General features: G+C 72.1%; 26 protein-coding genes. 15 read left to right on the top strand and 11 right to left on the bottom strand.

Annotated features, from left to right (window positions below; translation table 11 throughout):
• Positions 1-34: 34 nt before the first annotated feature.
• Entirely contained in the window at positions 35-1,618 is a 1,584-nt protein-coding gene (locus tag ACGFIG_RS07120; protein WP_393000101.1) for an acyl-CoA carboxylase subunit beta, read from the top strand.
• A 28-nt stretch (positions 1,619-1,646) separates the two neighbouring features.
• On the opposite strand, the gene ACGFIG_RS07125 is transcribed toward ACGFIG_RS07120, so the two are convergent.
• From ACGFIG_RS07125 to ACGFIG_RS07135, 3 genes are all read right to left on the bottom strand, one after another.
• On the bottom strand, positions 1,647-2,495 hold the full coding sequence (locus ACGFIG_RS07125; RefSeq protein ID WP_393000105.1) for a hypothetical protein: 849 nt from the start codon (positions 2,493-2,495) through the stop codon (positions 1,647-1,649).
• The gene (locus ACGFIG_RS07130; RefSeq protein WP_393000107.1) at positions 2,488-2,988 is read right to left on the bottom strand and encodes an RNA polymerase sigma factor; all 501 of its coding nucleotides are present in this window, start codon (positions 2,986-2,988) and stop codon (positions 2,488-2,490) included. Before ACGFIG_RS07130 ends, ACGFIG_RS07125 begins: the two co-directional genes overlap by 8 nt.
• A gap of 75 nt (positions 2,989-3,063) precedes the next feature.
• Positions 3,064-3,807, bottom strand: a complete 744-nt coding sequence (locus tag ACGFIG_RS07135; protein ID WP_393000109.1) for a M50 family metallopeptidase — start codon at positions 3,805-3,807, stop codon at positions 3,064-3,066.
• A 101-nt stretch (positions 3,808-3,908) separates the two neighbouring features.
• Between ACGFIG_RS07135 and ACGFIG_RS07140 the strand changes: the two genes are divergently transcribed.
• Positions 3,909-4,460, top strand: a complete 552-nt coding sequence (locus tag ACGFIG_RS07140) for a Uma2 family endonuclease (RefSeq protein ID WP_393000111.1) — start codon at positions 3,909-3,911, stop codon at positions 4,458-4,460.
• A 131-nt stretch (positions 4,461-4,591) separates the two neighbouring features.
• Positions 4,592-5,344, top strand: coding sequence for a GH25 family lysozyme (locus tag ACGFIG_RS07145; protein ID WP_393000113.1), 753 nt, complete (start codon positions 4,592-4,594; stop codon positions 5,342-5,344).
• 117 nt (positions 5,345-5,461) lie between these two features.
• Here ACGFIG_RS07145 and ACGFIG_RS07150 read toward each other — a convergent pair whose 3' ends face one another.
• Positions 5,462-5,659 carry a hypothetical protein gene (locus tag ACGFIG_RS07150; RefSeq protein WP_393000115.1) on the bottom strand — a complete coding sequence of 66 codons (198 nt, stop codon included), beginning with the start codon at positions 5,657-5,659 and terminating at the stop codon, positions 5,462-5,464.
• A 123-nt stretch (positions 5,660-5,782) separates the two neighbouring features.
• The gene (locus tag ACGFIG_RS07155; RefSeq protein WP_393000117.1) at positions 5,783-7,696 is read right to left on the bottom strand and encodes a protein kinase; all 1,914 of its coding nucleotides are present in this window, start codon (positions 7,694-7,696) and stop codon (positions 5,783-5,785) included.
• Between the two features lie 92 nt (positions 7,697-7,788).
• On the opposite strand from ACGFIG_RS07155, the gene ACGFIG_RS07160 reads away from it, so the two are divergent.
• The 6 genes from ACGFIG_RS07160 to ACGFIG_RS07185 all read left to right on the top strand — a co-directional run bounded on the left by ACGFIG_RS07160 (position 7,789) and on the right by ACGFIG_RS07185 (position 12,627).
• Positions 7,789-7,998 (top strand): acyl-CoA carboxylase subunit epsilon, encoded by a 210-nt coding sequence (locus ACGFIG_RS07160; RefSeq protein ID WP_393000119.1) that lies wholly within the window; start codon positions 7,789-7,791, stop codon positions 7,996-7,998.
• A 143-nt stretch (positions 7,999-8,141) separates the two neighbouring features.
• On the top strand, positions 8,142-8,615 hold the full coding sequence (locus tag ACGFIG_RS07165; protein WP_393000121.1) for a hypothetical protein: 474 nt from the start codon (positions 8,142-8,144) through the stop codon (positions 8,613-8,615).
• Positions 8,612-10,012 carry a hypothetical protein gene (locus tag ACGFIG_RS07170; RefSeq protein WP_393000123.1) on the top strand — a complete coding sequence of 467 codons (1,401 nt, stop codon included), beginning with the start codon at positions 8,612-8,614 and terminating at the stop codon, positions 10,010-10,012. Before ACGFIG_RS07165 ends, ACGFIG_RS07170 begins: the two co-directional genes overlap by 4 nt.
• A gap of 53 nt (positions 10,013-10,065) precedes the next feature.
• On the top strand, positions 10,066-11,184 hold the full coding sequence (locus tag ACGFIG_RS07175; protein ID WP_393001353.1) for a S8 family serine peptidase: 1,119 nt from the start codon (positions 10,066-10,068) through the stop codon (positions 11,182-11,184).
• A gap of 123 nt (positions 11,185-11,307) precedes the next feature.
• Positions 11,308-11,964, top strand: coding sequence for a Maf family protein (locus ACGFIG_RS07180; RefSeq protein WP_393000125.1), 657 nt, complete (start codon positions 11,308-11,310; stop codon positions 11,962-11,964).
• Positions 11,965-11,973: 9 nt separating this feature from the next.
• A complete protein-coding gene (locus ACGFIG_RS07185; protein WP_393000127.1) occupies positions 11,974-12,627 on the top strand; it encodes an O-methyltransferase in 654 nt (217 codons plus the stop codon).
• Positions 12,628-12,826: 199 nt separating this feature from the next.
• On the opposite strand, the gene ACGFIG_RS07190 is transcribed toward ACGFIG_RS07185, so the two are convergent.
• The 4 genes from ACGFIG_RS07190 to ACGFIG_RS07205 form a co-directional block, all read right to left on the bottom strand.
• Positions 12,827-14,257: an MFS transporter gene (locus ACGFIG_RS07190; RefSeq protein WP_393000129.1), complete on the bottom strand. Its 1,431-nt coding sequence runs from the start codon at positions 14,255-14,257 to the stop codon at positions 12,827-12,829.
• An 84-nt stretch (positions 14,258-14,341) separates the two neighbouring features.
• Positions 14,342-15,097, bottom strand: coding sequence for an ABC transporter permease (locus ACGFIG_RS07195; RefSeq protein WP_393000131.1), 756 nt, complete (start codon positions 15,095-15,097; stop codon positions 14,342-14,344).
• A gap of 17 nt (positions 15,098-15,114) precedes the next feature.
• Positions 15,115-16,074, bottom strand: coding sequence for an ATP-binding cassette domain-containing protein (locus ACGFIG_RS07200; protein WP_393000133.1), 960 nt, complete (start codon positions 16,072-16,074; stop codon positions 15,115-15,117).
• 133 nt (positions 16,075-16,207) lie between these two features.
• A complete protein-coding gene (locus ACGFIG_RS07205) occupies positions 16,208-16,873 on the bottom strand; it encodes a PadR family transcriptional regulator (protein ID WP_393000135.1) in 666 nt (221 codons plus the stop codon).
• 133 nt (positions 16,874-17,006) lie between these two features.
• On the opposite strand from ACGFIG_RS07205, the gene ACGFIG_RS07210 reads away from it, so the two are divergent.
• A complete protein-coding gene (locus tag ACGFIG_RS07210) occupies positions 17,007-18,758 on the top strand; it encodes an acetyl/propionyl/methylcrotonyl-CoA carboxylase subunit alpha (RefSeq protein ID WP_393000136.1) in 1,752 nt (583 codons plus the stop codon).
• A 94-nt stretch (positions 18,759-18,852) separates the two neighbouring features.
• On the opposite strand, the gene ACGFIG_RS07215 is transcribed toward ACGFIG_RS07210, so the two are convergent.
• Positions 18,853-19,743 (bottom strand): LysR family transcriptional regulator ArgP, encoded by an 891-nt coding sequence (locus tag ACGFIG_RS07215; RefSeq protein ID WP_393001355.1) that lies wholly within the window; start codon positions 19,741-19,743, stop codon positions 18,853-18,855.
• A 97-nt stretch (positions 19,744-19,840) separates the two neighbouring features.
• On the opposite strand from ACGFIG_RS07215, the gene ACGFIG_RS07220 reads away from it, so the two are divergent.
• Complete coding sequence (locus ACGFIG_RS07220; RefSeq protein WP_393001357.1) at positions 19,841-20,437, top strand: LysE/ArgO family amino acid transporter; 597 nt, start codon at positions 19,841-19,843, stop codon at positions 20,435-20,437.
• An 82-nt stretch (positions 20,438-20,519) separates the two neighbouring features.
• A complete protein-coding gene (locus ACGFIG_RS07225) occupies positions 20,520-21,959 on the top strand; it encodes a GuaB1 family IMP dehydrogenase-related protein (RefSeq protein ID WP_393000137.1) in 1,440 nt (479 codons plus the stop codon).
• 30 nt (positions 21,960-21,989) lie between these two features.
• Here ACGFIG_RS07225 and ACGFIG_RS07230 read toward each other — a convergent pair whose 3' ends face one another.
• Complete coding sequence (locus ACGFIG_RS07230) at positions 21,990-22,583, bottom strand: TetR/AcrR family transcriptional regulator (RefSeq protein WP_393000139.1); 594 nt, start codon at positions 22,581-22,583, stop codon at positions 21,990-21,992.
• A gap of 86 nt (positions 22,584-22,669) precedes the next feature.
• On the opposite strand from ACGFIG_RS07230, the gene ACGFIG_RS07235 reads away from it, so the two are divergent.
• From ACGFIG_RS07235 to ACGFIG_RS07245, 3 genes are read left to right on the top strand one after another with little or no spacing between them, the layout of a single operon-like run.
• On the top strand, positions 22,670-23,116 hold the full coding sequence (locus ACGFIG_RS07235) for a DoxX family membrane protein (RefSeq protein WP_393000141.1): 447 nt from the start codon (positions 22,670-22,672) through the stop codon (positions 23,114-23,116).
• Positions 23,117-23,141: 25 nt separating this feature from the next.
• Positions 23,142-23,606 (top strand): MarR family winged helix-turn-helix transcriptional regulator, encoded by a 465-nt coding sequence (locus tag ACGFIG_RS07240; protein WP_393000143.1) that lies wholly within the window; start codon positions 23,142-23,144, stop codon positions 23,604-23,606.
• Positions 23,600-25,333 carry an ABC transporter ATP-binding protein gene (locus tag ACGFIG_RS07245; protein ID WP_393000145.1) on the top strand — a complete coding sequence of 578 codons (1,734 nt, stop codon included), beginning with the start codon at positions 23,600-23,602 and terminating at the stop codon, positions 25,331-25,333. The genes ACGFIG_RS07240 and ACGFIG_RS07245 overlap by 7 nt, the downstream gene beginning before the upstream one ends.
• Positions 25,334-25,359 lie beyond the last annotated feature (26 nt).

Raw genomic sequence — 25,359 nt, forward strand, 5'->3', positions numbered from 1 at the left:
CGGCGACGGCCTGAACCATCGTTATATTCCCAGAGTGACTACCGAGACCGGGATCAACATCCACAGCACCGCGGGCAAGCTGGCCGACCTGGAGCGGCGGGTCGACGAGGCGGTGCACGCCGGGTCGGCGCGCGCGGTCGAGAAGCAGCACGCGAGGGGCAAGAAGACCGCCCGCGAGCGGATCGAGATGCTGCTCGACGAGGGTTCGTTCGTCGAGCTGGACGAGCTGGCCCGGCACCGGTCGACCAACTTCGGGCTGGCGAAGACCCGCCCGTACGGCGACGGCGTCATCACCGGCTACGGCACCATCGACGGCCGGCAGGTCTGCGTCTTCGCCCAGGACTTCACCGTCTTCGGCGGCTCCCTCGGCGAGGTCTTCGGCGAGAAGATCGTCAAGGTGATGGACCTGGCCATGAAGATCGGCTGCCCGGTCATCGGCATCAACGACTCCGGGGGCGCGCGCATCCAGGAGGGCGTCGCCTCGCTCGGCCTCTACGGCGAGATCTTCTTCCGCAACGTCCGGGCCAGCGGGGTCATCCCGCAGATCTCCCTGATCATGGGCCCGTGCGCCGGCGGCGCGGTCTACTCCCCGGCGGTCACCGACTTCACCGTGATGGTCGACCAGACCTCGCACATGTTCATCACCGGCCCGGACGTCATCAAGACGGTCACCGGCGAGGACGTGGGGATGGAGGAGCTGGGCGGCGCCCGTACGCACAACTCGCGCAGCGGCAACGCGCACTACCTCGCCACGGACGAGCAGGACGCGATCGACTACGTCAAGGCGCTGCTGTCGTACCTGCCGTCGAACAACCTGGACGAGCCGGTGGTCTTCGACGCCCCCGCCGACACCGACGTGACCGACGCCGACCGGGAGCTGGACACCCTGATCCCCGACTCGGCCAACCAGCCGTACGACATGCACCGGGTGATCGAGCACGTCCTCGACGACGGCGAGTTCCTGGAGGTCCAGCCGCTCTACGCGCAGAACATGGTCGTCGGCTACGGCCGGGTCGAGGGCCGGCCGGTGGGCGTGGTCGCCAACCAGCCGATGCACTTCGCGGGCACCCTGGACATCGCCGCCTCGGAGAAGGCCGCCCGGTTCGTACGCACCTGCGACGCGTTCAACATCCCCGTGCTGACCTTCGTGGACGTCCCCGGCTTCCTGCCCGGCACCGGCCAGGAGTGGGACGGCATCATCCGCCGGGGCGCGAAGCTCATCTACGCGTACGCCGAGGCCACCGTCCCCAAGGTCACCGTGATCACCCGCAAGGCCTACGGCGGGGCGTACGACGTGATGGGCTCCAAGCACCTCGGCGCGGACCTGAACTTCGCCTGGCCCACCGCCCAGATCGCGGTGATGGGCGCGCAGGGCGCGGTGAACATCCTCTACCGCTCCGACCTGGCCGCCGCCGAGGATCCGGCAGCCGTACGGGCCGAGAAGATCGCCGAGTACGAGGACACCCTCGCCAACCCGTACATCGCCGCCGAGCGCGGTTACGTGGACAGCGTCATCCCGCCGCACGAGACGCGTACCCAGATCGTCCGCGCGCTGCGGGTGCTGCGTACCAAGCGCGAGACCCTGCCCCCGAAGAAGCACGGCAACATCCCGCTCTGACGCCCGTCCGGGCGGGATCCGGCGGCGGTCAGCAGGCCGGGTTGGCGGCGACGCACATGCGCTGCGCGGCCATCCTGGCGAGACGCACCAACTCGGCCTCGCTGGCCGGTTCCAGCATCAGCACGCTCAGCAGGTCACCGACCCGCACCACCACGGTCGTGTCCGGTCCCGACCGGACCTGCCCGTCGGCCTGGCCGAGGGTCGCGGAGACGGAGTGGCGCAGCAGGAGGGACTCGTCGCCGGCGAAGTCCCGCCTCGGCACGTCCCAGTGGTGCACGTCGTCGACATCGACGGACTCGTCGCCCCAGTGGACCGACCGCGTCTCCCGCCACTCCCGGCAGGCGGCGAGCTGCCCGCGCAACGCCTCGAAGAACCGCGTGGCCCCGTCGTCCCGCATCCGGTGCAGGTCCTGGACGAGCAGGACGTCCCCGAGCCGCCCCCCGCCGGACGCCGGACGCAGCACCGTCTGGGAGCGGCTGATCCAGCTCTCCGGCGCCCGCGTGGCACTGCCGCGCCCGGTGGTGCACCTGCTCAGGCCCACGTCGACGGTCCCGCCCAGGCCCGCCTCGCTGAGGTGCAGTCCCGCCCGCGCCGCCAGGTCGTCCTGATGCAGCAGGGCCGCCGGTGGGATCTCGACCCGGGTCACCGGTGCCGCCGGCCGCGGCGGGGACGCCGCCGGGGACACCCCTCGCTGCCCGGCCCGGTCCCCGACCACCACGGCGGAGGCGGAGACGACGGCGAGCACCGCGACCGCGGCCAGCATGGACGTACGCCTGCTGCGCCGGCGGGCCCGGGCGCGGATCTCCGCCGGCTCCAACCAGCGGACGTCGTGCAGGTCCCGGTGCACCTGCTCGACGAAGATCATCTCGTCACGCATCGGCGGCCTCCTCGAGGTCAGAGACGGCGAGCAGCCCGGCGAGCGCGGCGCGCCCCCGGGAGAGTCGGGCCTTGACCGTGCCGACCGGGGCGGCCGTCTGCCGGGCCACCTCCGCGACCGGCATGCCGACCAGGTAGTAGAGGGCGATGGCGGTGCGCTGCTCCTCGGGCAGCCGGCGCAGGGCGGTGACCACCTCGACGGTGGCGGTGTCCGGGCCGGGCACGCTCTCGCTGGCGCCGTGCCGCAGGTAGGCGCGGGCCCGGCTGCGCAGACTGCGCCACCGGCTGACCGCGATCCGGCTCGCCACCACCCGCACCCACGCCTCCGGCTCCTCGTACCCGCTCACCGTCGACCAGCGCTGCCAGGCCCGGATGTACGCCTCCTGCACGGCGTCCTGCGCCTCGGCGCGGTCGCCGGTGAGCGCGTAGACGAAGCCGAGCAGCCGCTGCCGGCTGCTCCGGTAGAACTCGTCGAACCCGTCGACGTCCGGCACCTGCTACCTCCCCGTGACGGTCGCAGGGGACACGCGCCCGGTGGTACCGCCGGTTGCCGGATCAGCCGGTCAATTTCAGCCGGTCACGCCGGCCTCGGTGAGGATCGGGCCGGCCAGCAGCAGCGCGCCGGCGCCGAGGGCGACCAGGTTGACCAGGGCGAACACGGTGACCCAGAAGAACGCGGGCAGCGGGGTGAGGCCGGCGAGCTGGTCGGCGTCGGAGGCGGGCATCCGGCCCCGGGAGCGCAGCCGTTGCAGCTCCACCACGGGTCGCACCCCACCGAGCAGCAGGAACCACACCCCGGCGTACGCGAACGCCGCCTGCACCTGGGGCGTGGCGTACCAGGAGACGGCGAGCACCACCCCGCCGGTGACCAGCAGCGAGATCACCCCGAAGACGTTGCGGATCATCACCAGCATCGCCAGCAGCAGCGCCACGGCGACCCAGAGCAGCAGGGTGATCCGGTTGCCGCCGAGCAGCCACGCGCCGGCCAGCCCGACCAGCGGCGGGGCGACGTAGCCGGCGAGCAGGGTGAGGATCATCCCCGGGCCGGTGGGCCGGCCGGCCGAGAGGGTCAGCCCGGACGTGTCGGAGTGCAGCCGGATGCCGTGCAGCCGGCGGCCGGTGAGCAGGGCGACCAGCGCGTGCCCGCCCTCGTGGGCGATGGTGATGGCGTTGCGGGCGATCCGCCAGGGCAGCCGGGTGGAGACGACCACCAGCGCGACGACGGCGGTCAGCAGCACCAGCAGGGGCGGTGGGTCCGGCTGCGCCGCGAACAACTTGTCCCAGAGACCGCCGAGCCCGTCGATCGACACCATGGGGCGCGAGCCTACCGGCCCCGACCTGTGTCGCTGCGTCCTCGTCGGCCCGTATCGTGGGAGGCTGATCCGGTGGCGACAGGAGCGGGAGGTGGACGCCGGTGAGCGCGGCACCCCTGGAACCCCACGTCGGCCTGTGGACCGAGGCCGAGTACCTCGCCATGGGCGAGACCTCGAACCGGATCGAGTTGCTCGACGGGAGCCTGATCGTGAGCCCTGCCCCGAGCAAGCGGCACCAGTTGGTGTCGTGGAGCTTGACGAACAGCCTGCGGCTGGCAGCGCTGCCACAGGGCCTATTGGTCTTCGAGGCGGTGAACGTCCGGCTCGGCGTCGACCGCATCGTCATCCCCGACGTCGTGGTGGCCGACACCGACGACGAGGGCACCGTGGTCGAGGCGGGCGAGGTCCTGCTCGTCTGCGAGATCGTCTCACCGGGAAACGCGGCCGCCGACCGGTTGGTCAAGATGCAGCTCTACGCGATCGCCGGGATCCCGTGGTATCTGCTGGTCGAGCAGGATGGTGCCGGCCACTCGCTACGGCTGTACCGGTTGGACGGCGAGCACTACGTCGAGGACCAGGTGGCGAAGCCGGGCGAGGAGCTCAGCCTGGCCGAGCCGATCCGCTGGCGCGTAGACCCGGCCGCGCTGCGCTGAGCCGGAGCATTGCGCTCGGCCGGTGTACCCGACCGCACCGTTTTTGAAGATTTCTTTAACTCCCCTTGCCCTTCAAGGCGCTTATCTCCAAAGATGGATGTCTATTGAGTCCGGCGTCCTTGGAGGATTCCATGACCCGTACCGGAACATCCCTGCGGCGGCTGCTGGCCGTCAGCCTCGCGGCCCTGGCCACCGCCGCGGCGGGCCTCGTCTCGACCGCGACCCCGGCGGCCGCGGCCACCACCCCCGGCATCGACGTGTCCCACTACCAGGGCGCCATCAACTGGACCAGCGTCCGCAACGCGGGCATCCAGTTCGCCTTCATCAAGGCGACCGAGGGGACCAGCTACAAGGACCCGAGGTTCAACACGAACTACGTGGCCGCCTACAACGCCGGCGTCATCCGGGGCGCGTACCACTTCGCCCGGCCCAACATCTCCTCCGGGGCGGTCCAGGCGAACTACCTGGCCTCCAACGGCGGCGCCTGGTCAGCCGACAGCCGCACCCTGCCGGCCGCGCTCGACCTCGAAGGCAACCCGTACGCCGGCGGCTACTGCTACGGCCTCAGCACGACCGGCATGCGCAACTGGGTCCAGGACTTCCTCAACACCTACCGCTCCCGCACCGGCCGCTACGCCGTCATCTACACCACCACGAGCTGGTGGAACCAGTGCACCGGCAGCTGGACGGCCCCGTGGGCCAACCACCCGCTCTGGGTCGCCCGCTGGTCGAGCACCGTCGGCACGCTGCCGGCCGGGGCACCGTTCTGGAGCTTCTGGCAGTACACGGACTCGGGCAGCGTGGCGGGCATCAGCGGCGCCGTCGACCGCAACCACTGGAACGGTGACCGGAGCCGACTGATCGCGCTGGCCAACAACACCTGAGCCCGGGTCGACGCCCGAGCCTGAGTCGCCTGGGGAGGCGGTTGGCGGCAGCGGGACCGGTTGTCACCGTACGGTCGACAACCGGTCCGGCTGCCGCCACGTCGCCATCCGCGGGCGTCAGGCCCGCCGTCGGGCCGCCACCGGCACCGTCGCCGGGTTCTCGCGAGCGAGCGCGTCACGCCGGGCGAAACGCCGGACGCCCACCCCGACGAGGGTGACGGTGACGACGCTGAGCAGCGCGAACAGCACCGGCAGGCCAGCGGCGGTGAGCAGCAGGACGATGTCGCCGAGGGCCACGAGCATCCACAGTGCCACTCGGGGCCGAGCGTCCCTGAGTCGGTAACCCATGTCGTACCCCTCCCTTCCGTCGAAGGTCGAATACCCCGTACGACGGAAGGTCATGCGAGTCGATCTCGCAACGGGCGCGAATCCCGCGGGTCAGTCCTTGCGGTCGGGTACGAAGCCCTTGGCGATCCGGTCGAAGTTGGCCAGGTTGGCCTGCCAGTCCTTCGCGGCGACCTCCCAGCGCAGGGCGTAGCCCCGGTTGCTGGCCGTCACGAAGCCCCGGTTGCGCACGTGGATCCGGGTGCCGTCGCGGGTCTCCAGCCACTCCCAGTCCGCGCAGGTCTTCCAGTAGTCGCAGCGCTCGATGCTCAGGTACTGGTAGTTCTTCACGAACTTCCTACGGTCCGGCTCGATCCGCTTCCAGTCCGCGTACGCGTCCGACTTCGGCGTGGAGGTCCACTGCACCAGCAACTCGCCAGGCCCGTCGGCCTGGTCGAAGACGACCGTGCTGCCGTCCACCTGCCGGCGCACCCAGCCCTCCGGCAGCGGCAGCGTGAAGCCGGCCGGATCCTTGTGCAGCTTCCAGCCGGCCGGCAGCGCGTCCGCGGTCGGCGAGGGGGTGGCCGAGGGCGTCGGACTCGGGGCCGCGCTCGTGGGCGGCGCGGAGGACTGCGCCGGCTGCCCCGGCGAGGACGCGGCGCCGGTCGGGTCGGCCTGCGGGGAGCCGCCACCGTCCCCGCCCTCGCCGCCCGTCAGCATCGGCACGACCAGCACCAGGCCGAGCAGCAGCAGCGCCACCAGCGCACCGATCAGGATGTTGCGGCGGGTGTTGTCGGGCTTCGTACCGCCGGACGCCACGACCGTCGCCCGGCCGGACGGCGGGCTCACGGGCGCGGGCATCACCGACGTGGGATTCGCCGGCCTGCCGGGCGCCGGCTCGGCCTTCGTGTCGTCGAGCGCCGGCTGCGGCGGATCGACCTTCGCCGTCGGGGCCGAGTCCGAGATGGACGGTCCGACCTTGGCGGTCGACGCGAGGTCCGACGGGACCGCCGCGGTCGCGTCCTCGGCGGCCGACGCGGCACCGGCACCGGCCGCCGCCTGCGGCGCGCGGGGCGCCGGCGGGCTGACCGGCTTGTCCGCCGCGCCCTCGGCCGGTCGCGGCGCCGGCACCAGCGGCGGGCGCGGCTCGCGGGGACCGTTCGGCCCCGGCCGGCGTACGCCGTCGAGCAGCGGGATGGTCCGGGTGCGCTTGCCGCCGGCACGGCGCAGCAACTTCTCCGCGACCTCGGCGGTGATCCGCTCGTTCGGGTCCTTGCGCAGCAGGCCGTTGAGCACCGGCTTGAGCGGCCCGGCGTTCTTCGGCGGCGGCATCGGCTCGGTGGCGAGCGCCGCCAGGGTGGCGATCGCCGACGGTCGCGCGTACGGCGACTTGCCCTCGACCGCCGCGTAGAGAGTGGCGCCCAGCGACCAGAGGTCGGCCTCCGGCCCGGCGGTGCCCTCGCGGGCCCGCTCCGGCGAGATGTACGCGGGCGACCCGAGCACCATGCCGGTACGGGTCACGTTCGGGTCGCCGGGAATCGTGGCGAGGCCGAAATCGGTCAGCACCACCCGGCCGTCGTCGCCGAGCAGCACGTTGCCGGGCTTGACGTCGCGGTGCATCACGCCGGCCTTGTGCGCCGACTTCAGCGCGGCCAGCACGCCCAGGCCGATCTCCACCGCCCGCGCCGGCGTCACCGGGCCGTCCTCGGCGAGGGCGTCCTGCAACGACCTCGACGGCACGTACTCCATGACGATCCACGGGTCGCCGTCGGTGCGCAGCACGTCGAAGATGCGGACCACGTTGATGTGGTTCAACCGGGCGATGGCCCGGGCCTCGCGCAGCGAGCGCTCGCGCATCTCGCGGCGCTCCTCGTCGGTGAGGCTGGGCGGCGGGACGAGTTCCTTGATGGCCACGTCCCGGTGCAGCACCTCGTCGCGCGCCTTCCACACCCGACCCATGCCGCCCTGACCGAGCGGCGAGAGGAGCCGGTATCGGTCAGCGACGAGTTGGGGCAGTGCGTTCGACATCGCCCAGACGGTACCCGGAGCCGACGACACTCACACCGCCGGCACGCCACTGTGCGGTTCAGGTCGACCTGTGCGGCGCGTACGCTGGCACCATGTCTGCCGAAGAGCCGCTGTTCCGGGTCGTCCGCGGGGTCCCCACCGCCGAGGAACTGGCCGCGTTGGTGGGCGCGATCGTCGTACGCTCCCGCCCGACCGCCGCGCCTCCGCCGGTCGCCACCTCCGCCTGGGCGCGCTCCGGCCGGCCCGCCGCTGCGGCGGTCGCCGGCCCCGGCGGGTGGCGGACGTCCGGCCTGCCGCGCTGACCCTTCTCGTACGCGACACCGCAGCTCGGCACCTCCGTCTACCCCCGGGTCGGTCGTCGTGTGCCGGGACGGGGCTGCCGACGGGGCCGGGGACCCATTAACCTCACTCAGGGAAACGGCGTAGTGACGGGCAGGGAGGGCCGATGATCCCCGAGGAGGACGGTCCAGCGTCCTGGCTGCGCGGCTACGGCGGCATCGAGGCCGACATCCGCCAGCTCCGCGAGTTCGCCGACAAGCTCCAGGCCGAGGTGGAACGCAACTACGCCCCGCACCTGTCGTACATCGCCGAGGACATGACGGCGCCGGTGCCGAACCCGGCCGACGCGTTCATCGAGCTGGTCAACTTCCTGCGCGCGCACCACGAGACGCAGCAGGCCGCCACCGACATGGTCTGGGGTGTCCGCGACGCGACCGGCCACCTGGCCGTCGCCGCCGGCACCGTCGCCACCCGCTACACCGGGGCCGACGCCTTCGCCGCCGCGCGCGTCACCGACGTCGAACGCGCCCTCGCCAACCCGGCCGCCGCCGCGCCTCGCGCCGGGTCGCCGGCGCTACGCGATCCCACCGGGCCGGAGCCCGCCCCGGGGCAGGGGCTGGGCCCGGTGGTGCTGCCATGATCGAGCGGGGCACCGGCGGCCGCACGTCCGCCCTCACCGACTGGCGGCTGATGGACGTCGCCAGCATGTGGGCCTGCCTCCAGGACCACGACACCACCAACCACTGGAAGCAGGTCTCCGGCTGGCGCAAGGTCTGCGACCTCTCCCGGATGCACCTCAGCCGCCTCCAGGAATACCGCCGAGGGCTGGCGGAGGCCTGGCCGCCGGAGACCAACGAGGCCGCCCGCGCGTACGTCCGCGAGTTGGACGAGCTGATCGACAAGGTGCAGCGCACGCACGACGCCGCCAGCGCCAACTACACCGCGCTCTCCGCCGCCACGCAGGCCATCAGCGCCACGCGGGCGGAACTCAAGAAGATCTACGAGACGTACGCCGTCAAGGTCCAGGAGAAGCAGACGTACGAAGCGACGCTCGCCGACCCGAAGGCGGCCATGGGCAGCCGGGTCCCCGACCGCCCGGTGACGGACGCCGACCTGGAACGGCTCAACGTCCAGGCGCGCGGCATCATGTACGGCCTCAGCGGCGAACTCCAACACGCCCAAGTAATGCTCCGCCAGCCACCACCCAGGCCTAAGCCGTCGCCTGGGATAGACCAGCACAACTCCGACGTCTACGGAGGCCCCGGTTCAGTCGCTCCGGTGATTCCGCCCGTCGTCCCCGTGCCGTTGTCAAGGTCGACTACGTCGTCCGTTGCCCGGCCGACTACGAACGCGCGACAGGTCTCCGCACCAACCACCCGCAACGTCGGGCCTGTCCTCGGTGGGGTCAAACCCGGTCTAGCGCCTTCCCCAACCAATCCCGCGATGCCAGGTGCAACTCCACCCGGCCTCCACACTGGTTCCGGCAGTGGACCGATGCCTGCCATGCCGCCAGGCGTGCGGCCTGGGCATGGGATCTCGGGACTTCCGATCGGTCAGCCTGCCCCTAGCAGCCGGCCGGTCAACGGAGCCATTAGCGGGCTCCCGTCTGCCACGCCACCGGGATCACCCCGGCCCATGCCACCAGGCGGCCTGATCGGCGGAACCCCCGGAATGGGACTTGGACCATCGAATGGCAACGGCGCACAGCAACGTCGGGTTAACCCGATTGGTGGAGTAATCGGCGGCGGGGGAGCAGGCACCGCTCCAGCCGGAGGCGCAGGTTCCCGCCCTGGGGCTGGCCGCAACTTCAGCGCATTGCAGGGTATACCGCCAATCGGTGGAGCACCCGGCATGGGCACTGCCCGTTCAGGCGGATTGCCGGGCCAGTCAGGGAAGTACGACGACAGTGACGAGAAATCGCGACGCTGGGACCCGGACCACCCATGGGAAGTGGACCGAGGCGTAAGCCCGGTAGTCTACCCACCGGACGAAGACGGCCCCATCGACCCAGGTCCGGCTATTGGTTTTAACCGTTGAAAGCTCGGACCATCCAAGCCACCTTGGCGCTGTTCAGTCTTACGGCAACACTCCTGCTGCCAACTACCTCGCATGCGTCTGACCGTAGCGCCGCAAGTCCGCAGGGCGTTGACCGAATCCGAGGGGACCAGTGGCACCTGAATTTTCTCAAGATTGCCGAAGTCCACCAGATTACCCATGGTGAAGGTGTAACGGTCGCGGTACCAGATACTGGCGTTGACCCGCACCCCGATCTCGCCGGCAATCTACGCCCAGGCATAGATACTTTTGGCGGAGGCAGCGGCGACGGCCGACAAGACGAGGACAGCCACGGAACCGGCATGGCAGGGCTAATAGCCGCCCACGGGCAAGCTGGCAATAGAGGCGCCCTCGGCATCGCCCCAAAAGCAAGCATCTTTCCCATCCGGGTAAAGATCAAGAATCAAGGTGGCACAAGCCACGACCTAGCAGACGCGATCGACTATGCAATCAGGCAAAATGTGGGAGTTATTAGCATTTCCGCAGCAGGGGCGCCAGATAGCCGATTACTGGCGGCGCTTGATGCCGCAGCACGCGCGAACATTGTTGTTGTCGCCGGAGCCGGCAATAAGCCCCTCAGTCAACATGTCGGCTTCCCCGCATCTCACCCAAGCGTGATTGCTGTGGGAGGGATCGACCGGCTCGGCCGTCTTGCCACTGTCTCAGCTACTGGCCCCGAGATTGACTTGGTCGCACCCGCTGTGGACATCTACAGTACGAGCATTGATGGCAAATACCGGAGAGGCACAGGAACGTCGGATGCGACCGCGATCGTTGCGGGGGCGGCCGCGTTGATCAGGTCGAAGTACCCGTACCTGCCTGCCTCCGAGGTGGCACATCGGCTCACGGCCACCGCGATCGACAAGGGACCTCCGGGGCGAGACGACGAGTACGGACACGGGGTCATCGACCTGGTGGCGGCGTTGACGGCTGACGTACCGCCGCTTGGATTCGGCTCGGCGACGGCGAGCGCGCCGGCCACCTCCGCCTCGGCCACGGCGGCGGGAGCGGAACCGGAGGACGAGGGCAGCGGCGCGGCGACGACCCGCGGCCTGGTCACGCTCGGCGTGATCGTGGCAGCCGGCGGGGCGTGGGCGTACTTCGCCCGTCGGCGTCGTCGTGGCGACGACCCGCCGCCCCGCATCAGTCGCTGAGCTGCCCAGACGAAAGAAAAGCGAGCGAGGGGCGGATTCAATCGTTGCTGGTGGCGGCACCGGGACAGCCGACGCGCCGCACCCGGGACGTCGCCGCCACGCTCAGCCGGTAACGTCGGCGACGTGCCGAAATCCATGCCGCTCCGCCTCGTGCTCGCCTCGGCGAGTCCCGCCCGCCGCAAGATTCTTCAGGCCGCCGGGATCGAACCGGACGTGCTGGTCAGTGGTGTCGACGAGTCCCTCGTGGTCACCGAGCGGGCCGAGGACCTCTGCCTGGAACTGGCCCGGCTGAAGGCGCAGGCCGTGCTCACCCGGCTGCGGCCGGCCGAAGACCAGCGGACGCTGGTGATCGGCTGCGACTCGGTGCTGGCCTTCGAGGGTGAGATCCTCGGCAAGCCGGCCGACGCGGCGGACGCCACCCGCCGCTGGAAGCGTTTGCGCGGTCGCAGCGGCGTGCTGCACAGCGGGCACTGCCTGGTCGACGTCCGGGAGGGGCGGCAGGCCGAGGCTGTCGCCTCCACCGTCGTGCACTTCGCGGACGTCAGCGACGAAGAGATCGCCACGTACGTGGGGACGGGCGAGCCGCTGGCCGTGGCGGGGGCCTTCACGATCGACGGGCTGGGCGGGCCGTTCGTGGAGCGGATCGAGGGCGACCCGAGCACCGTCATCGGGCTCTCCCTGCCGATGCTGCGCCGCCTGCTCGCCGAGTTGGACCTGAGGCTCACCGATTTGTGGACGAAGGTCGCGCCCGGCAGCCAGACGGTCGAGCCGCTCGGCTAGCGTCCGTTCATGACCACCAAGTCGATCCCGCTCACCTCGGACCTGCACGCGTACCTGGTCGCGCATGGTGCGCCGCCGGACGAGATCATGCGGGACCTCGCCGAGGAGACCCGCGCCGCGCTGCCGAACGACGCGCAGATGCAGGTCGCGCCGGAGCAGGCCGCCTTCCTGACCTTCCTCACCCGGCTGCTCGGGGTGCGGCAGGCCGTCGAGGTGGGCACCTTCACCGGCCTCTCGTCGCTGGCGATCGCCCGGGGACTGCCCGAGGGCGGGCGGTTGACCTGCTTCGACATCTCCGAGGAGTTCACCGGCATCGCCCGGCGGTACTGGGCCCGCGCCGGCATGGACGACCGGATCGAGCTGCGCATCGGTCCGGCCGGCGACACGCTGCGCGAGCTGCCCCACGAGCGTCACCTGGACTTCGCGTTCATCGACGCCGACAAGACCGGCTACCCGATCTACTGGGCTGAGCTGGTGCCCCGGATGCGTCCCGGCGGGGTGATCGCGGTCGACAACGTGCTGCGCGGTGGCCGGGTGATCGCCCCGCAGAACGCCGACGACCGGGCCATCGCGGCGTTCAACGACGAGGTGCTCGCCGACGTCCGCGTCGACGCGGTGATGCTGCCGATCGCCGACGGCCTGACCCTGGCCCGGGTGCACTGACGCGACCGGCCGGGCCGGCCCTGCGAGATCTTGGTACGGGAGGGCCCCTGGAGGGGCCGTTTCCTACCAAGATTGATGCGGACACGAGCCGGCACGAGGCCGGCACGGCCGCCACGCCGGCACCGCCGGCACCACGCCGGGAGGGCCGGCGGGCCAGCACGGCGGCCGGCACAAGGCCGGCGGGGCGGCGGGGCGGCCGTCAGGCGGGGGTCGGGGTGGGGAGGTCGGCGGGGGACGGGCGCAGGGCGCGGCCCAGGCGGGTGGTGAGCAGCGCGGCCGTCGCGATGAAGGCCGGCAGCAGCAGGAAGGCCAGGTGCGGCCCGACCCCGTCGGCCACCCAGCCGAGCGCGACCGGCGCGATCCCGAAGCCGACCCCCATCGAGTACGACGCCCAGCCGGCCGCCCGGTCGGCGGCCGGCCCGGCGACGGCGAGCGCGATCGAGATCGCCAGCGGGTAGTGCAGGGCGTTGCCGAGGCCGAGGACGACCAGGCCGGTGACGGCGAGCCAGCCGACCGGGGCGATCCAGAACAGCGCGAAGCCGGCCAGCGACACGCCCAGCGCGGCGAGCAGCAGCGGTACGGGCCGGTAGCGCAGGGCGAAGCGGCCCCCGACGAGCCGGCCCACGAACATTCCGCAGACGATCGCGGCGACGGCGGCCGACGCGGTGCCGGCCGCCATCCCGGCGTTCGAGCGGAGCACGTCGGCCGTCCAGAGCGACAGGCAGACCTCGATCGAGCCGGTGACCGCCATCAACACCCAGGCGATCCAGTACGCCGGCGGCAGGCGTCGGCTCGGCCGGCGGGCGTCGGACGCCGACCCGGCACCCGTGCGTTCCGAGGCGGCGTCGGCGCCGGTGCGGACGGTCGACTCGACACCCGACCCGGCGCCCGTACCCGGGCCGGGTTCGACGCCCGTGTGGACTGTCGAACCCGGGCCCGCGCCAGAGTCGGGGCCAGCGCTGGTGAGGATCGCCGACCCGGCGCCCGAGGCGAGGTGGGCGTCGGTGGGTGCCGTCAAGGCGGCGCCGGCCGGCGGGGTGCCGGGAGCCGCGGCAGCGGGGGCGGGCTTCGGCAGGCGTACGCGAAAGGTCAGGGCGGCGAGCGCGACCAGCGTGATCAGGCCGACCTCGACGGCCATCGCGGGTCGCCATCCCCACCCGGCGTCCACGCTGGCGCCGATGACCAGCGGGGCGAGGATGCCGGCGCCGGCGCAGACCGCGTTGGCCTCGGTCAGCGCGGCGGGCGCGCCGGTGCCGTGCCGGTCGGTGAGCACCACGGACACGCCGCTGACCACCAGCATTCCGAAGGTGGCGATCACCGCGACGGCGGTGAGCGTGGCGGGCAGTGCGCGGACCGCGCCGAGTGCGGCGGCGCCGGCTGCCACCCCGGCCAGTCCGGTCCAGATCGCCCGGCCCCGACCGAGCCGGCGGGCCAGGGGTGCGAAGAGCGCCCCGCCGGCCAGCGCGCCGACGGCGATGCCGGTGCTGTGCAGGCCGGCGACGGCGGCGGAGGTGCCCTGCTCGTCGCGGAGCAGCGGCACGACCGGCCCGAAGCCGTAGAGGAAGAAGCCCCACAGCCCGAGCTGGGCGTAGGTCAGCCAGGTGAGCCGATCACGGGTGAGGCGGGGCACCGGCCTCACGCTACAAGCGTCGGGCCGGTGCCCCGCCCCTGGTGAGAGGCAACTCTCCCCGCTGTCAGGAGGGGCGCGCCCCGCTCACCGGACGCTGCGGGCGAACTGCCGGGCGGCCCAGACGACGCCGGCCGCGGCGAGGACCGCGATGATGCCGAGGCCCTGCCAGACCTTGTCGTCGCCGAGCTGTCCCGCGAAGAGTGCCCGGGTGCCGTCCACCGCCCAGGAGAACGGGTTCCACTCGGCGATGCCCTGGAGCCAGCCGGGGGCGAAGGTCAGCGGCAGCAGGATGCCGGAGAGCAGCAGCACGGGCTGGGCCACGGTGTTCATCAGCGGTGCCAGCGCGTCCTCGCTCTTGACCTTGAGCGCGATGCCGTAGGAGACGGCCGAGGTCATCAGCGCGATCAGGGCGAGCATGAGGTACGCCAGCAGCAGGTCCACGAGGGAGACGCGCAGGTCGAACATGAGCGCGAGCAGGGTGATGATGACCGCCTGCACGATGAGCGACACCACGTCGCGCAGCGAGCGGCCGAGCAGCAGGGCGAGCCGGCTGATCGGGGTGACCCGGGAGCGTTCGATGACCCCGGCGCGCAGTTCGGCGATCAGGCCGAAGCCCTGGAACAGGCCACCGAAGATGGCCAGCAGCACCAGCAGACCCGGTACGAAGATCTTGTAGGCCTCGGCCTGGGTGGGTGCGTTCAGGGCCGGTTTGAGCAGCGGGGCGAAGAGCAGCAGGTACATCACCGGCTGGAAGACGCCGACGAAGACCCAGACGGGGTTGCGCAGCAGCAGTTGGAGCTGGCGCTGGAAGATCAGCCAGGTGTCACGGGCGAGTTTCATGGGTTCTCCGGTCGGGGTCAGGACTCGCGCAGCGAGCGGCCGGTCTTGGTGAGGAAGACGTCGTCGAGGCTGGGGCGGTGCAGCTCGATGGACCGGAGCCCGAGGTCGGCGGTGTCGAGGCGGCGCAGGATCTGCGGGATGGCGGTGGCGCCCTCGTCGACGTAGAGCCGCAGCCCGCCCTCCTCGACGGTCTCCAGCTTGTTGACGTACGGCTCGCCGTCGAGCAGCTGCGCGGCCTGCGGGGTGGCCGCGGCGTCGAGCCCGACCAGCACGACGTCGCCGGAGATCTCGCGCTTCAGGTCCGCCGGGGTGCCCTCCGCGACCACCTCGCCGTGGTCCATGATCGCGATCCGGTCGCAGAGCGCGTCGGCCTCCTCCAGGTAGTGGGTGGTGATGAAGACGGTCATGCCGTCGGCCCGCAGCCGGCGGATCTCGTCCCACATGTGCGCCCGGCTCTGCGGGTCGAGGCCGGTCGTCGGCTCGTCGAGGAAGACGATCTGCGGCTCGTGGATGATGCCGAGGGCGATGTCCACCCGTCGGCGCTGACCGCCGGAGTAGGTCTTGCACTTGCGGTCGGCGTACTCGGTGAGCTGGAAGGCGTCGAGGGCGCGGGCGGCCCGCCGGTGCGCTTCGGCCTTGCCGATGCCGTACATCCGGGCGTGCAGGACGAGTTCCTCGCGGGCGGTGGACTCGTCCCAGGTGCTGCCGCCCTGGGCGACGTAGCCGATGCGGCGGCGCACCTCGGCCGGGTCCTTGCGCAGGTCCGCCCCGGCGACGGTGGCCTCACCGCCGTCCGGCTCGATCAGCGTGGCCAGCATCCGCAGGGTGGTGGTCTTGCCGGCGCCGTTGGGGCCGAGGAAACCGAAGATCTCCCCCTCGGTGACCTTCAGGTCGACGCCGCGTACCGCGTCGACGGTCTTCGTCTGGCGACCCTCTCGGGAGCGGAACGACTTCCGCAACCCTCTGGTCTCGATCATCTCTGCTCCTGGTCGTCCGGGCCGGTGCCACCGGCCGCCTGTCTGTCCCTCGGAGACGACGCCGGACGGCATGGCTCTCCCCCGTGGCGTCCCGGGCAGGCTAACGCGATATAGCTTTTATGGTCAACGTTGATTATTCGCGCTCCGGCAGCTGGTCGCGATCCTGGTCGGCTCCCACGTCCGGCGCCGGCCGGGGCGGCAACCGCTCCTCCCAGCCCTCCCACCCCTGCGCCCGCGCCACCCCGTCGGGCAGGTACGACACCCCCGACTCGATCCGTTCGGCGATCCGCTCGCACCAGGAGATCTCCGCCTCCGACCGGGCCGTCCAGAGTTCGAACATCCACCCCACGTGCACCGGCTTGGTGTCACGCATCCAGCCAGAACTCAACGAGGCACGCATCCACTCGACACCGGCACGCAGCAGGTTCGCCCGGTTGCGCAGGGCGGCCGCCGCCTCCTCGCGCGGCATGGCGGGCAGGAAGGAGAACGCCGCCGCGAACGGATCGGGGGGCTCGTGCAGCTGCCACCACAGCCCGCGCAGCAGCGACTCGAACTCCTCCTCCCCCTTCGGAGTGACCTCGTACGTGGTGCGGGCCGGACGGGCACCCACCTGCTCGGTGGCCACCTCACGCAACAGCCCTTCCTGGGTCAGCTTGCGCAGAGCGTGGTAGATCGATCCGGGCTGCACGTTCGCCCACTTGTCGGCGCTCCAGCTGAGCAGCTCACGGCGTACGTCGTAGCCGTGCACGGGCTGCATCCAGCGCACCAGACCGAGGATCATCATTCGCGTGGCAGACACCGCACAAGCGTAATAAGCAAACTTGACTAGGGTGCCGTCAGACAGTGCGGCATCCCACACTGAGCGATCGTTAGGGCCGTCACCATGGCCGATACACTCCCGGTCAGTGACCCTCCGGGGAGGAGCCAGCAAGGTGCGCAAGGTACTCATCGCAAACCGCGGCGAGATCGCCGTCCGCGTCATCCGCGCCTGCCGCGACGCCGGCCTCGGCAGCGTCGCCGTCTACGCGGACTCCGACCGCGACGCCCTGCACGCCACGCTCGCCGACGAGGCGTACGCGCTCGACGGGGACACCGCCGCCGAGACGTACCTGCGCATCGACAAGCTGCTGGACGTCGCCGCGAAGGCGGGGGCCGACGCGGTCCACCCCGGCTACGGTTTCCTCTCCGAGAACGCCGACTTCGCCCAGGCGGTCATCGACGCCGGGCTGACCTGGATCGGTCCCACGCCGCAGGCGATCCGGGACCTCGGCGACAAGGTCACCGCCCGGCACATCGCCCAGCGCGCCGGCGCGCCCCTGGTGCCCGGCACCCCCGACCCGGTCGGCGGCCCCAACGAGGTGTTGGCGTTCGCCGTCGACCACGGCCTGCCGGTCGCCATCAAGGCCGCGTTCGGTGGCGGCGGGCGCGGGCTCAAGGTGGCCCGCACGATGGAGGAGATCCCGCACCTGTTCGAGTCGGCCACCCGCGAGGCGGTCGCCGCGTTCGGCCGGGGCGAGTGCTTCGTCGAGCGCTACCTCGACAAGCCCCGGCACGTCGAGGCGCAGGTGCTGGCCGACCAGCACGGCAACGTGATCGTGGTCGGCACCCGGGACTGCTCCCTCCAGCGCCGGCACCAGAAGCTGGTCGAGGAGGCCCCCGCGCCGTTCCTCACCGACGCGCAGCGCGCCCAGATCCACGACAGCGCCAAGGCGATCTGCCGGGAGGCGGGCTACCACGGCGCCGGCACGGTCGAATACCTGGTCGGCGCCGACGGCACCATCTCCTTCCTGGAGGTCAACACCCGCCTCCAGGTCGAGCACCCGGTCACCGAGGAGACCGCCGGCATCGACCTGGTCCGCGAGCAGTTCCGGATCGCCGACGGCGAGAAGCTGCGGCTCACCGAGGACCCGACGCCGCGCGGGCACTCCATCGAGTTCCGGATCAACGGCGAGGACCCGGGCCGCAACTTCCTGCCCGCCCCCGGCACGGTCACCGCGCTGCGGCTGCCCACCGGCCCCGGCGTCCGGGTGGACACCGGCATCTCCGCCGGCGACGTGATCGGCGGCAACTTCGACTCGCTGCTGGCCAAGGTGATCATCACGGGCGAGACGCGTGCCGAGGCGCTGGAGCGGGCCCGCCGCGCCCTGGACGAGATGGTCGTCGAGGGCATGGCCACCGCGCTGCCGTTCCACCGGCTGGTCATCCGGGACGAGGCGTTCACCGCCGAGCCGTTCACCGTGCACACCCGGTGGATCGAGACCGAGTTCGACAACACCGTCGCGCCGTTCACCGCCGCCGCCGGTCCCGCCGAGGCCCCGGCCGAGCGCGAGACCGTCGTGGTCGAGGTCGGCGGCAAGCGGCTGGAGGTCCGCCTCCCCGCCGGCTTCGGCGGGGGTACGACCACCGGCGCGCCCGCCGCGCGCAAGCCGGCCCGCCGGGGCGGCGGGGCCAAGGCCGGCGCCGCCGTCAGCGGCGACGCGCTCACCTCCCCGATGCAGGGCACGATCGTGAAGATCGCGGTCGCCGACGGCGACACCGTCGCCGAGGGTGACCTGGTCGTCGTGCTGGAGGCGATGAAGATGGAGCAGCCGCTGCACGCCCACAAGGCGGGTACGGTCAGCGGCCTCGCGGCCGAGGTCGGCGCCGTCATCACCGCCGGCGCGTCGATCTGCACCATCGCCTGAGGTGCACGGAAGGGCGGCTTCCTGACGTTCCGGGGAGGGGCCCTTCCTGGCGCACGCGGCGTGCCACCCGCCGCCGCACGGGCAGCCGCACGGGTCAGCGTAGTTCGGCGGCGGCCACCGCCCGGACGGCGACCGTCAACGCGTCCAGCGTGGTGGAGTCCACCCGCCAGTGCTGCCAGTACAGCGGGCGGTCCAGGTGCCGCCCGGCGCCGAGGTCGACGCAGCGCCCGGCGGCGATGTCGGCGTGGGCGATCCGCTCGGGGACCATCCCCCAGCCCAGCCCGAGCCGCACCGCCTCGTTGAAGCCGTCGAAAGACGGGACGTAGTGGATCGGCGGGTCGAGCCGGCGCCGGGTCACCGTGCGGGCGAACTTGTGCTGGAGCTGGTCCTTACGGTCGAACGCCATCATGGGCGCCGACGCGAGGGCGGCCTCGGTGAGGCCGTCGGCGAAGTGGCGGGCGGCGAACCGGGTCTCGGCCAGCGCGACGTACCGCATGGCGCCCAGCCGCTCCACCCGGCAGCCCTGCACAGCCTCGCGCTGTGCGGTCACCGCCGCCATCGCCGTGCCGTCGCGGATCAGCTCCGCCGTGTGGTCCTCGTCGTCGCGGCGGACGTCGAACAGGAGCGCCAGCTCGGCGGGCAGCCGGGCCAGCGCGGCGACGAACCAGGTGCCCAGCGAGTCGCCGTTCGCCACGACCGTCACCCGGGTGGCGGCGGGACCGCCGAGCGCGGGCGGCCGGGCCACCTCCAGCGCCTCCCGTTCCAGCAGGGCCACCTGCCCGGCCAGCCGCAACAGGGGCCGGCCCGCCTCGGTGCTCCGGCACGGCTTCGTCCGCCGGACGAGTACCTGCCCGACGGCCTGTTCCAGCGCCTTGATCCGCTGGCTGACGGCCGAGGGGCTGACGTGCAGGGACTGCGCCGCCGCCTCGAAGCTGCCCTCGCGGACCACCGTGGCGAACGTCCGGAGCTGAGTGGTGTCCAGCATGATGAAGCTGAGCTTAACCATCATCAGAATCCTTAGCTGGGCTGCACCCACTGCGGCCTCGTAGCCTCGGCTGGTGCCCGACATCCTCAGCAGCTCCGTGGCCGGTTCCGCCGTCGCCGGCTTCACCCTCGCCATCGCGCTGATCGCCGCCATCGGCGCGCAGAACGCCTTCGTCCTGCGGCAGGGCCTGCGCCGCGAGCACGTCCTGCCGGTGGTCGCCGTCTGCGCCGGCTCCGACGCGCTGCTCATCACGGTCGGCATCGCCGGCATGCACGGCGCGACGGCGGAGTACCCCACCGCCCTCACCGCCGTCCGCTGGTTCGGCGCCGCGTTCCTGCTCGGGTACGCCGTGCTGGCCGCCCGCCGCGCGCTGCGCCCCGGCGCGCTCTCCCCCGCCGACCGGCCACCGGCCCGGCTCGGCGCGACGCTGCTGGCGTGCCTCGCCTTCACCTACCTCAACCCGCACGTGTACCTGGACACCGTCCTCCTGCTCGGCGGGGTGGCCCGCCAGCATCCGCACCACTGGGTCTTCGGCGCGGGCGCCGCGCTGGCCAGCGTGGTCTGGTTCAGCGCCCTGGGCTTCGCCGCCCACCGGCTCGCGCCCGTCCTGGCCCGCCCGGCGGCCTGGCGGCTCGTCGACGGCGCGGTGGCCATCGTGATGGTCGCGGTCGCGGCGGCCCTGCTGCTCGGCTGAGCGCGCCCGGTTCCCGGCGTGATCGGGGTGTTTTCGGCTACCACCGGGGGCGCGGATCCCGGCGGGCGGGAATGATGGCGGCGTGCGGTTCCTTCACGGCGCGGCTCCCGCGCACGACCTGACCTACAACGACGTCTTCATGGCGCCCGCCCGTTCCGAGGTGGGCTCGCGGCTCGACGTCGACCTGGCCACCACCGACGGTACGGGCACCACCATCCCGCTGGTCGTGTCGAACATGACGGCGGTCTCCGGCCGCCGGATGGCCGAGACGGTCGCCCGGCGCGGCGCGATCGCCGTGATCCCGCAGGACATCCCCATCGAGGTGGTCGCGAACGTCGTCGCCTGGGTCAAGCAGCGGCACCTCGTGCACGACACGGCGATCACGCTGGGCCCGACCGACACCGTCGGCGACGCGATCCACCTGCTGCCGAAGCGGTCGCACGGCGCCGTCGTGGTCATCGACGACGAGAGCCGGCCGGTGGGCGTGGTGACCGAGGCCGACACCCTCAGCGTGGACCGCTTCGCGCAGCTCCGGCACGTGATGTCCACCGAGCTGCACACCGTGCCGGCGGACGCGGATCCGCGTACCGGCTTCGACCGGCTCTCGGCGGGCCGGCGCCGGCTCGCCCCGGTGGTCGACGCCGAGGGGCGCCTGGTCGGGGTCCTGACCCGGCAGGGCGCGCTGCGGGCGACCCTCTACCGGCCGGCGGTCGACGACCGGGGCCGGCTGCGCATCGCCGCCGCCGTGGGCATCAACGGCGACGTGACCGGCAAGGCGGCGGCGCTGCTGGAGGCGGGGGTGGACACGCTGGTCGTGGACACCGCACACGGTCACCAGGAACGGATGATCGCCGCCCTGCGGGCGGTCCGCGCGCTGGACCCGGCGGTCCCGGTCGCGGCGGGCAACGTGGTGACCGCCGAGGGCGTACGCGACCTGGTGCAGGCGGGCGCGGACATCGTCAAGGTCGGCGTCGGCCCGGGCGCGATGTGCACGACCCGGATGATGACCGGGGTGGGCCGGCCGCAGTTCTCCGCCGTGCTCGACTGCGCCGCGGCGGCCCGTCAGCTCGGCCGGCACGTCTGGGCCGACGGCGGCGTACGGCACCCGCGCGACGTGGCGCTGGCGCTGGCCGCCGGCGCGTCGAACGTCATGATCGGCTCCTGGTTCGCCGGCACGTACGAGTCCCCCGGCGACCTCTACACCGATGCCGACGGCCGCCGTTACAAGGAGAGTTTCGGCATGGCCTCCGCGCGGGCGGTCAGCGCGCGCACGGCCGACGACAGCGCGTACGACCGGGCCCGCAAGGCGGTCTTCGAGGAGGGCATCTCCTCCGCCAGGATGTACCTGGACCCGACCCGCCCGGGCGTGGAGGACCTGATCGACGAGATCATCGCGGGGGTGCGCAGCGCCTTCACCTACGCGGGCGCCCGCGACCTCGCCGAGTTCCACGAGCGGGCCCTGGTCGGCGTGCAGAGCACGGCCGGCTACACCGAGGGGATGCCGCTGCCCACCAGCTGGTGACCCGGCCACCGGGCCCTGTTCCGCACGCCGTCACGGCTTCGGCGCCGGAGGTCGTCGGGACTTCGGGAAGAGGCGGTGGATCACGTCGCGGGCCGCCGCCCGGGGGTCGTCGCCGACCTGGGGCGGCAGCGCGCCCGAGAGCCAGAGCGTGGCGAAGCCGTGCACGATCGACCAGGCCGCGAGCGCGTCGCCCTGCGGATCCTTCGCCGTCGGGCGTGTGTCGGACAGCGCGGCGACGCCCGAGTGCAACGCGTCGCCGGATCGTCGGCGGGCCGCCAGCAACTCCGGGTCGTCGGCGCGGTAGAGGTCCGGACGGAACATGACCTCGAAGTGCGCGCGGTGCCGCACCGCGAAGTCGACGTATGCGACGCCCCTGTCGAGCAGGTCGCCGCCGGCGTCGTGCAACGCCTTGGCCAGCAGGTGGAAGCCCTCGGTGGCGAGGGCGGTGAGCAGCCCGGACTTGTCGCCGAAGTGGTGCGCCGGGGCGGCGTGCGAGACGCCCGCCCGGCGGGCCAGGTCGCGCAGGCTCAGTGCCGCCGGGCCCGACTCCTCGATGGCCCGGACGGCCGCCGCGAGCAGGGTGCGACGCAGGTCCCCGTGATGGTAACCACGCGTTCCGGTCATGCCGCGATCTTATCTTGTCATTGACAAGTTCGCACCCGTCGGGGCAATCTTGCCGGCGACAAGTTTCCTTCTCCGGAGGTGTGCAGATGGCATCGCTGATCGCCCTCGTGGCCGGCACCACGCTCGCCCGGCTGGCCGGCGCGGCCGGCGTGAGCGCCCTCGACGGCTGGCATCCCGCGCTGCGGGTGGGACTGGCGCTGATGTTCGTGGTGACCGGCGTGGCGCACTTCGCCCCCAGTCACCGGGCAGACATGATCATGATGGTGCCGCCCGGCCTGCCCCGGGCCGACCTACTGGTCACCCTCACCGGGGTGCTGGAGCTGGTGGGCGCGGTCGGGCTGCTGGTGCCGGCGACCGCCCGCTGGGCCGCGGCCGGACTGGCCCTGCTGATGCTGGCCATGTTCCCGGCGAACGTCTCGGCGGCCCAGCGCGGCCTGACCCTGGCCGGCCGCCCGGTGACCCCCCTCGGCCGGCGGACGGCAGCGCAGATCCTCTTCGTCGCCGTGGCCGTCGGCATTTCGTTTGGCCCCTGACCTTCAGGACGCTAATCTATCGACCATGGAATTGATGACGCTACGGGACGTGCCGATAGCGCGACTGCTCGTGGTCGCCGGGCACGTCACCGGGCAGCGGTGGAACCGCTACCTCGCCGAGACACACGGCCTCACCCAGGCCGGGATGGTCACCCTGATGACCCTCGCCGAGCACGGCGAACTGCCGCACCGCACGGTCGCCGAGCACTGCTTCGTCCGGCCGGCCACGCTGACCGGCATCGTCGACACCCTCGCCCGCGACGGACTCGTCGAGCGGCAACGCGACACGACCGACCGGCGCAGCGTCAAGATCGCGATCACCGCGGCCGGCCGGGCCCGGGTCGAGGCGCTGACCGCCCTGATCCGTTCCGGCGCCCCGCTCACCTCCGTCGACGCCGACCCGGCGAAGGCGGCGGTGATCCGCGAGTTCCTCCTCGAGGTCATCGCCAGCGGCGACCACGGCGCCCCGGAAGGGATCCCGGCATGCTGACCCGACTGCTGCGTACGCACCTCCGCCCCTACCACCGGCCGCTGGCCGCCGTGGTGCTGCTCCAGTTCGTCGGCACCATCGCGTCGCTCTACCTGCCCAGCCTCAACGCCGACATCATCGACCTCGGCGTGGCCCGTGGCGACACCGGCTACATCCTGCGTACGGGCGGCTGGATGCTCGCGGTCAGCGTGGTCCAGATCGTCTGCTCGGTGGCGGCCGTCTACCTCGGCGCGCGCACGGCGATGGCCTTCGGCCGCGACGTCCGGTCGTCGATCTTCAGCCACGTCAACCGCTTCTCCGCCCGCGAGGTCGCCCGCTTCGGCGCGCCCTCCCTGATCACCCGCAACACCAACGACGTGCAGCAGGTGCAGATGCTCGTGCTGATGAGCTGCACCATGCTCGTCTCCGTGCCCATCATGAGCGTCGGTGGCGTGGTGATGGCGCTGCGCGAGGACGTCGGGCTCTCCTGGCTGATGCTGATCAGCGTGCCCGTACTGGCCGTCGCGCTGTGGCTGATCATCCGGCGGATGGTGCCGGGCTTCCGGCTCATGCAGACCCGCATCGACACCGTCAACCGCGTACTGCGCGAGCAGATCACCGGCATCCGGGTGGTACGGGCGTTCGTCCGGGAACCGTACGAGACGGATCGCTTCGCCACGGCGAACGCGGACCTCACCGCGACCGCCCTGCGCATCGGCCGCCTGATGGCGCTGATCTTCCCGGTGGTGATGCTGGTGCTCAACGTCTCCAGCGTCGCGGTGCTCTGGTTCGGCGCCGAGCGGGTGGACGCCGGGGCGATCCAGGTCGGCTCCCTCACCGCCTTCCTCCAGTACCTGATGCAGATCCTGATGGCCGTCATGATGGCCACCTTCATGCTGATGATGGTCCCGCGGGCGGCGGTCTGCGCCGAACGGATCGTCGAGGTGCTCGACACCGACTCCTCCGTGGTGCCCGCCGCCCGACCCGTGACCGAGGTGACGACCCACGGCGAGCTGGAACTGCGCGACGTCGGGTTCCAGTACCCCGGCGCCGCCGAGCCGGTGCTGCGCAACGTGTCGTTCCGGGTGACCCCGGGCACGACGACGGCGGTCATCGGCAGCACCGGCGCGGGAAAGACCACCCTGCTGTCGCTCGTGCCCCGACTGGTCGACGCGACCGCGGGCACGCTGCTGGTCGACGGCGTCGACGTACGGGAGCTGGCGCCGGACGAGCTGTGGCGCCGCATCGGGCTGGTGCCGCAACGGCCGTACCTGTTCAGCGGGACCGTGGCGAGCAACCTGCGCTACGGCAACCCGGAGGCGACCGACGCGGAGCTCTGGGAGGCGCTGGAGATCGCCCAGGCCCGGGACTTCGTCGAGGCGATGCCCGAGGGGCTGGCGGCGCCGATCGCACAGGGCGGCACGAACGTCTCCGGCGGGCAACGGCAACGGCTGGCCATCGCGCGGGCCCTGGTCCGGCGGCCGGAGATCTACCTCTTCGACGACTCGTTCTCCGCGCTCGACCTCGGCACGGACGCGCGGCTGCGGGCGGCGCTGCGCCCCGTCACCGCCGACGCCGCCGTGGTGATCGTGGCGCAGCGGGTCTCCACCATCGTCGGCGCCGACCAGATCGTCGTACTGGAGAACGGCGGCGTGGTGGGGATCGGCCGACACGACGAACTGCTACGCACCTGCCCGACGTACGCCGAGATCGTGGCGTCCCAGAACACGAGCGAGGTCGTCGCGTGAGCTCCGTACCACAGCAGAAGGCGGCC

Source organism: Micromonospora sp. NPDC049048, from assembly GCF_043197615.1.
Taxonomy (GTDB): Bacteria; Actinomycetota; Actinomycetes; order Mycobacteriales; family Micromonosporaceae; genus Micromonospora.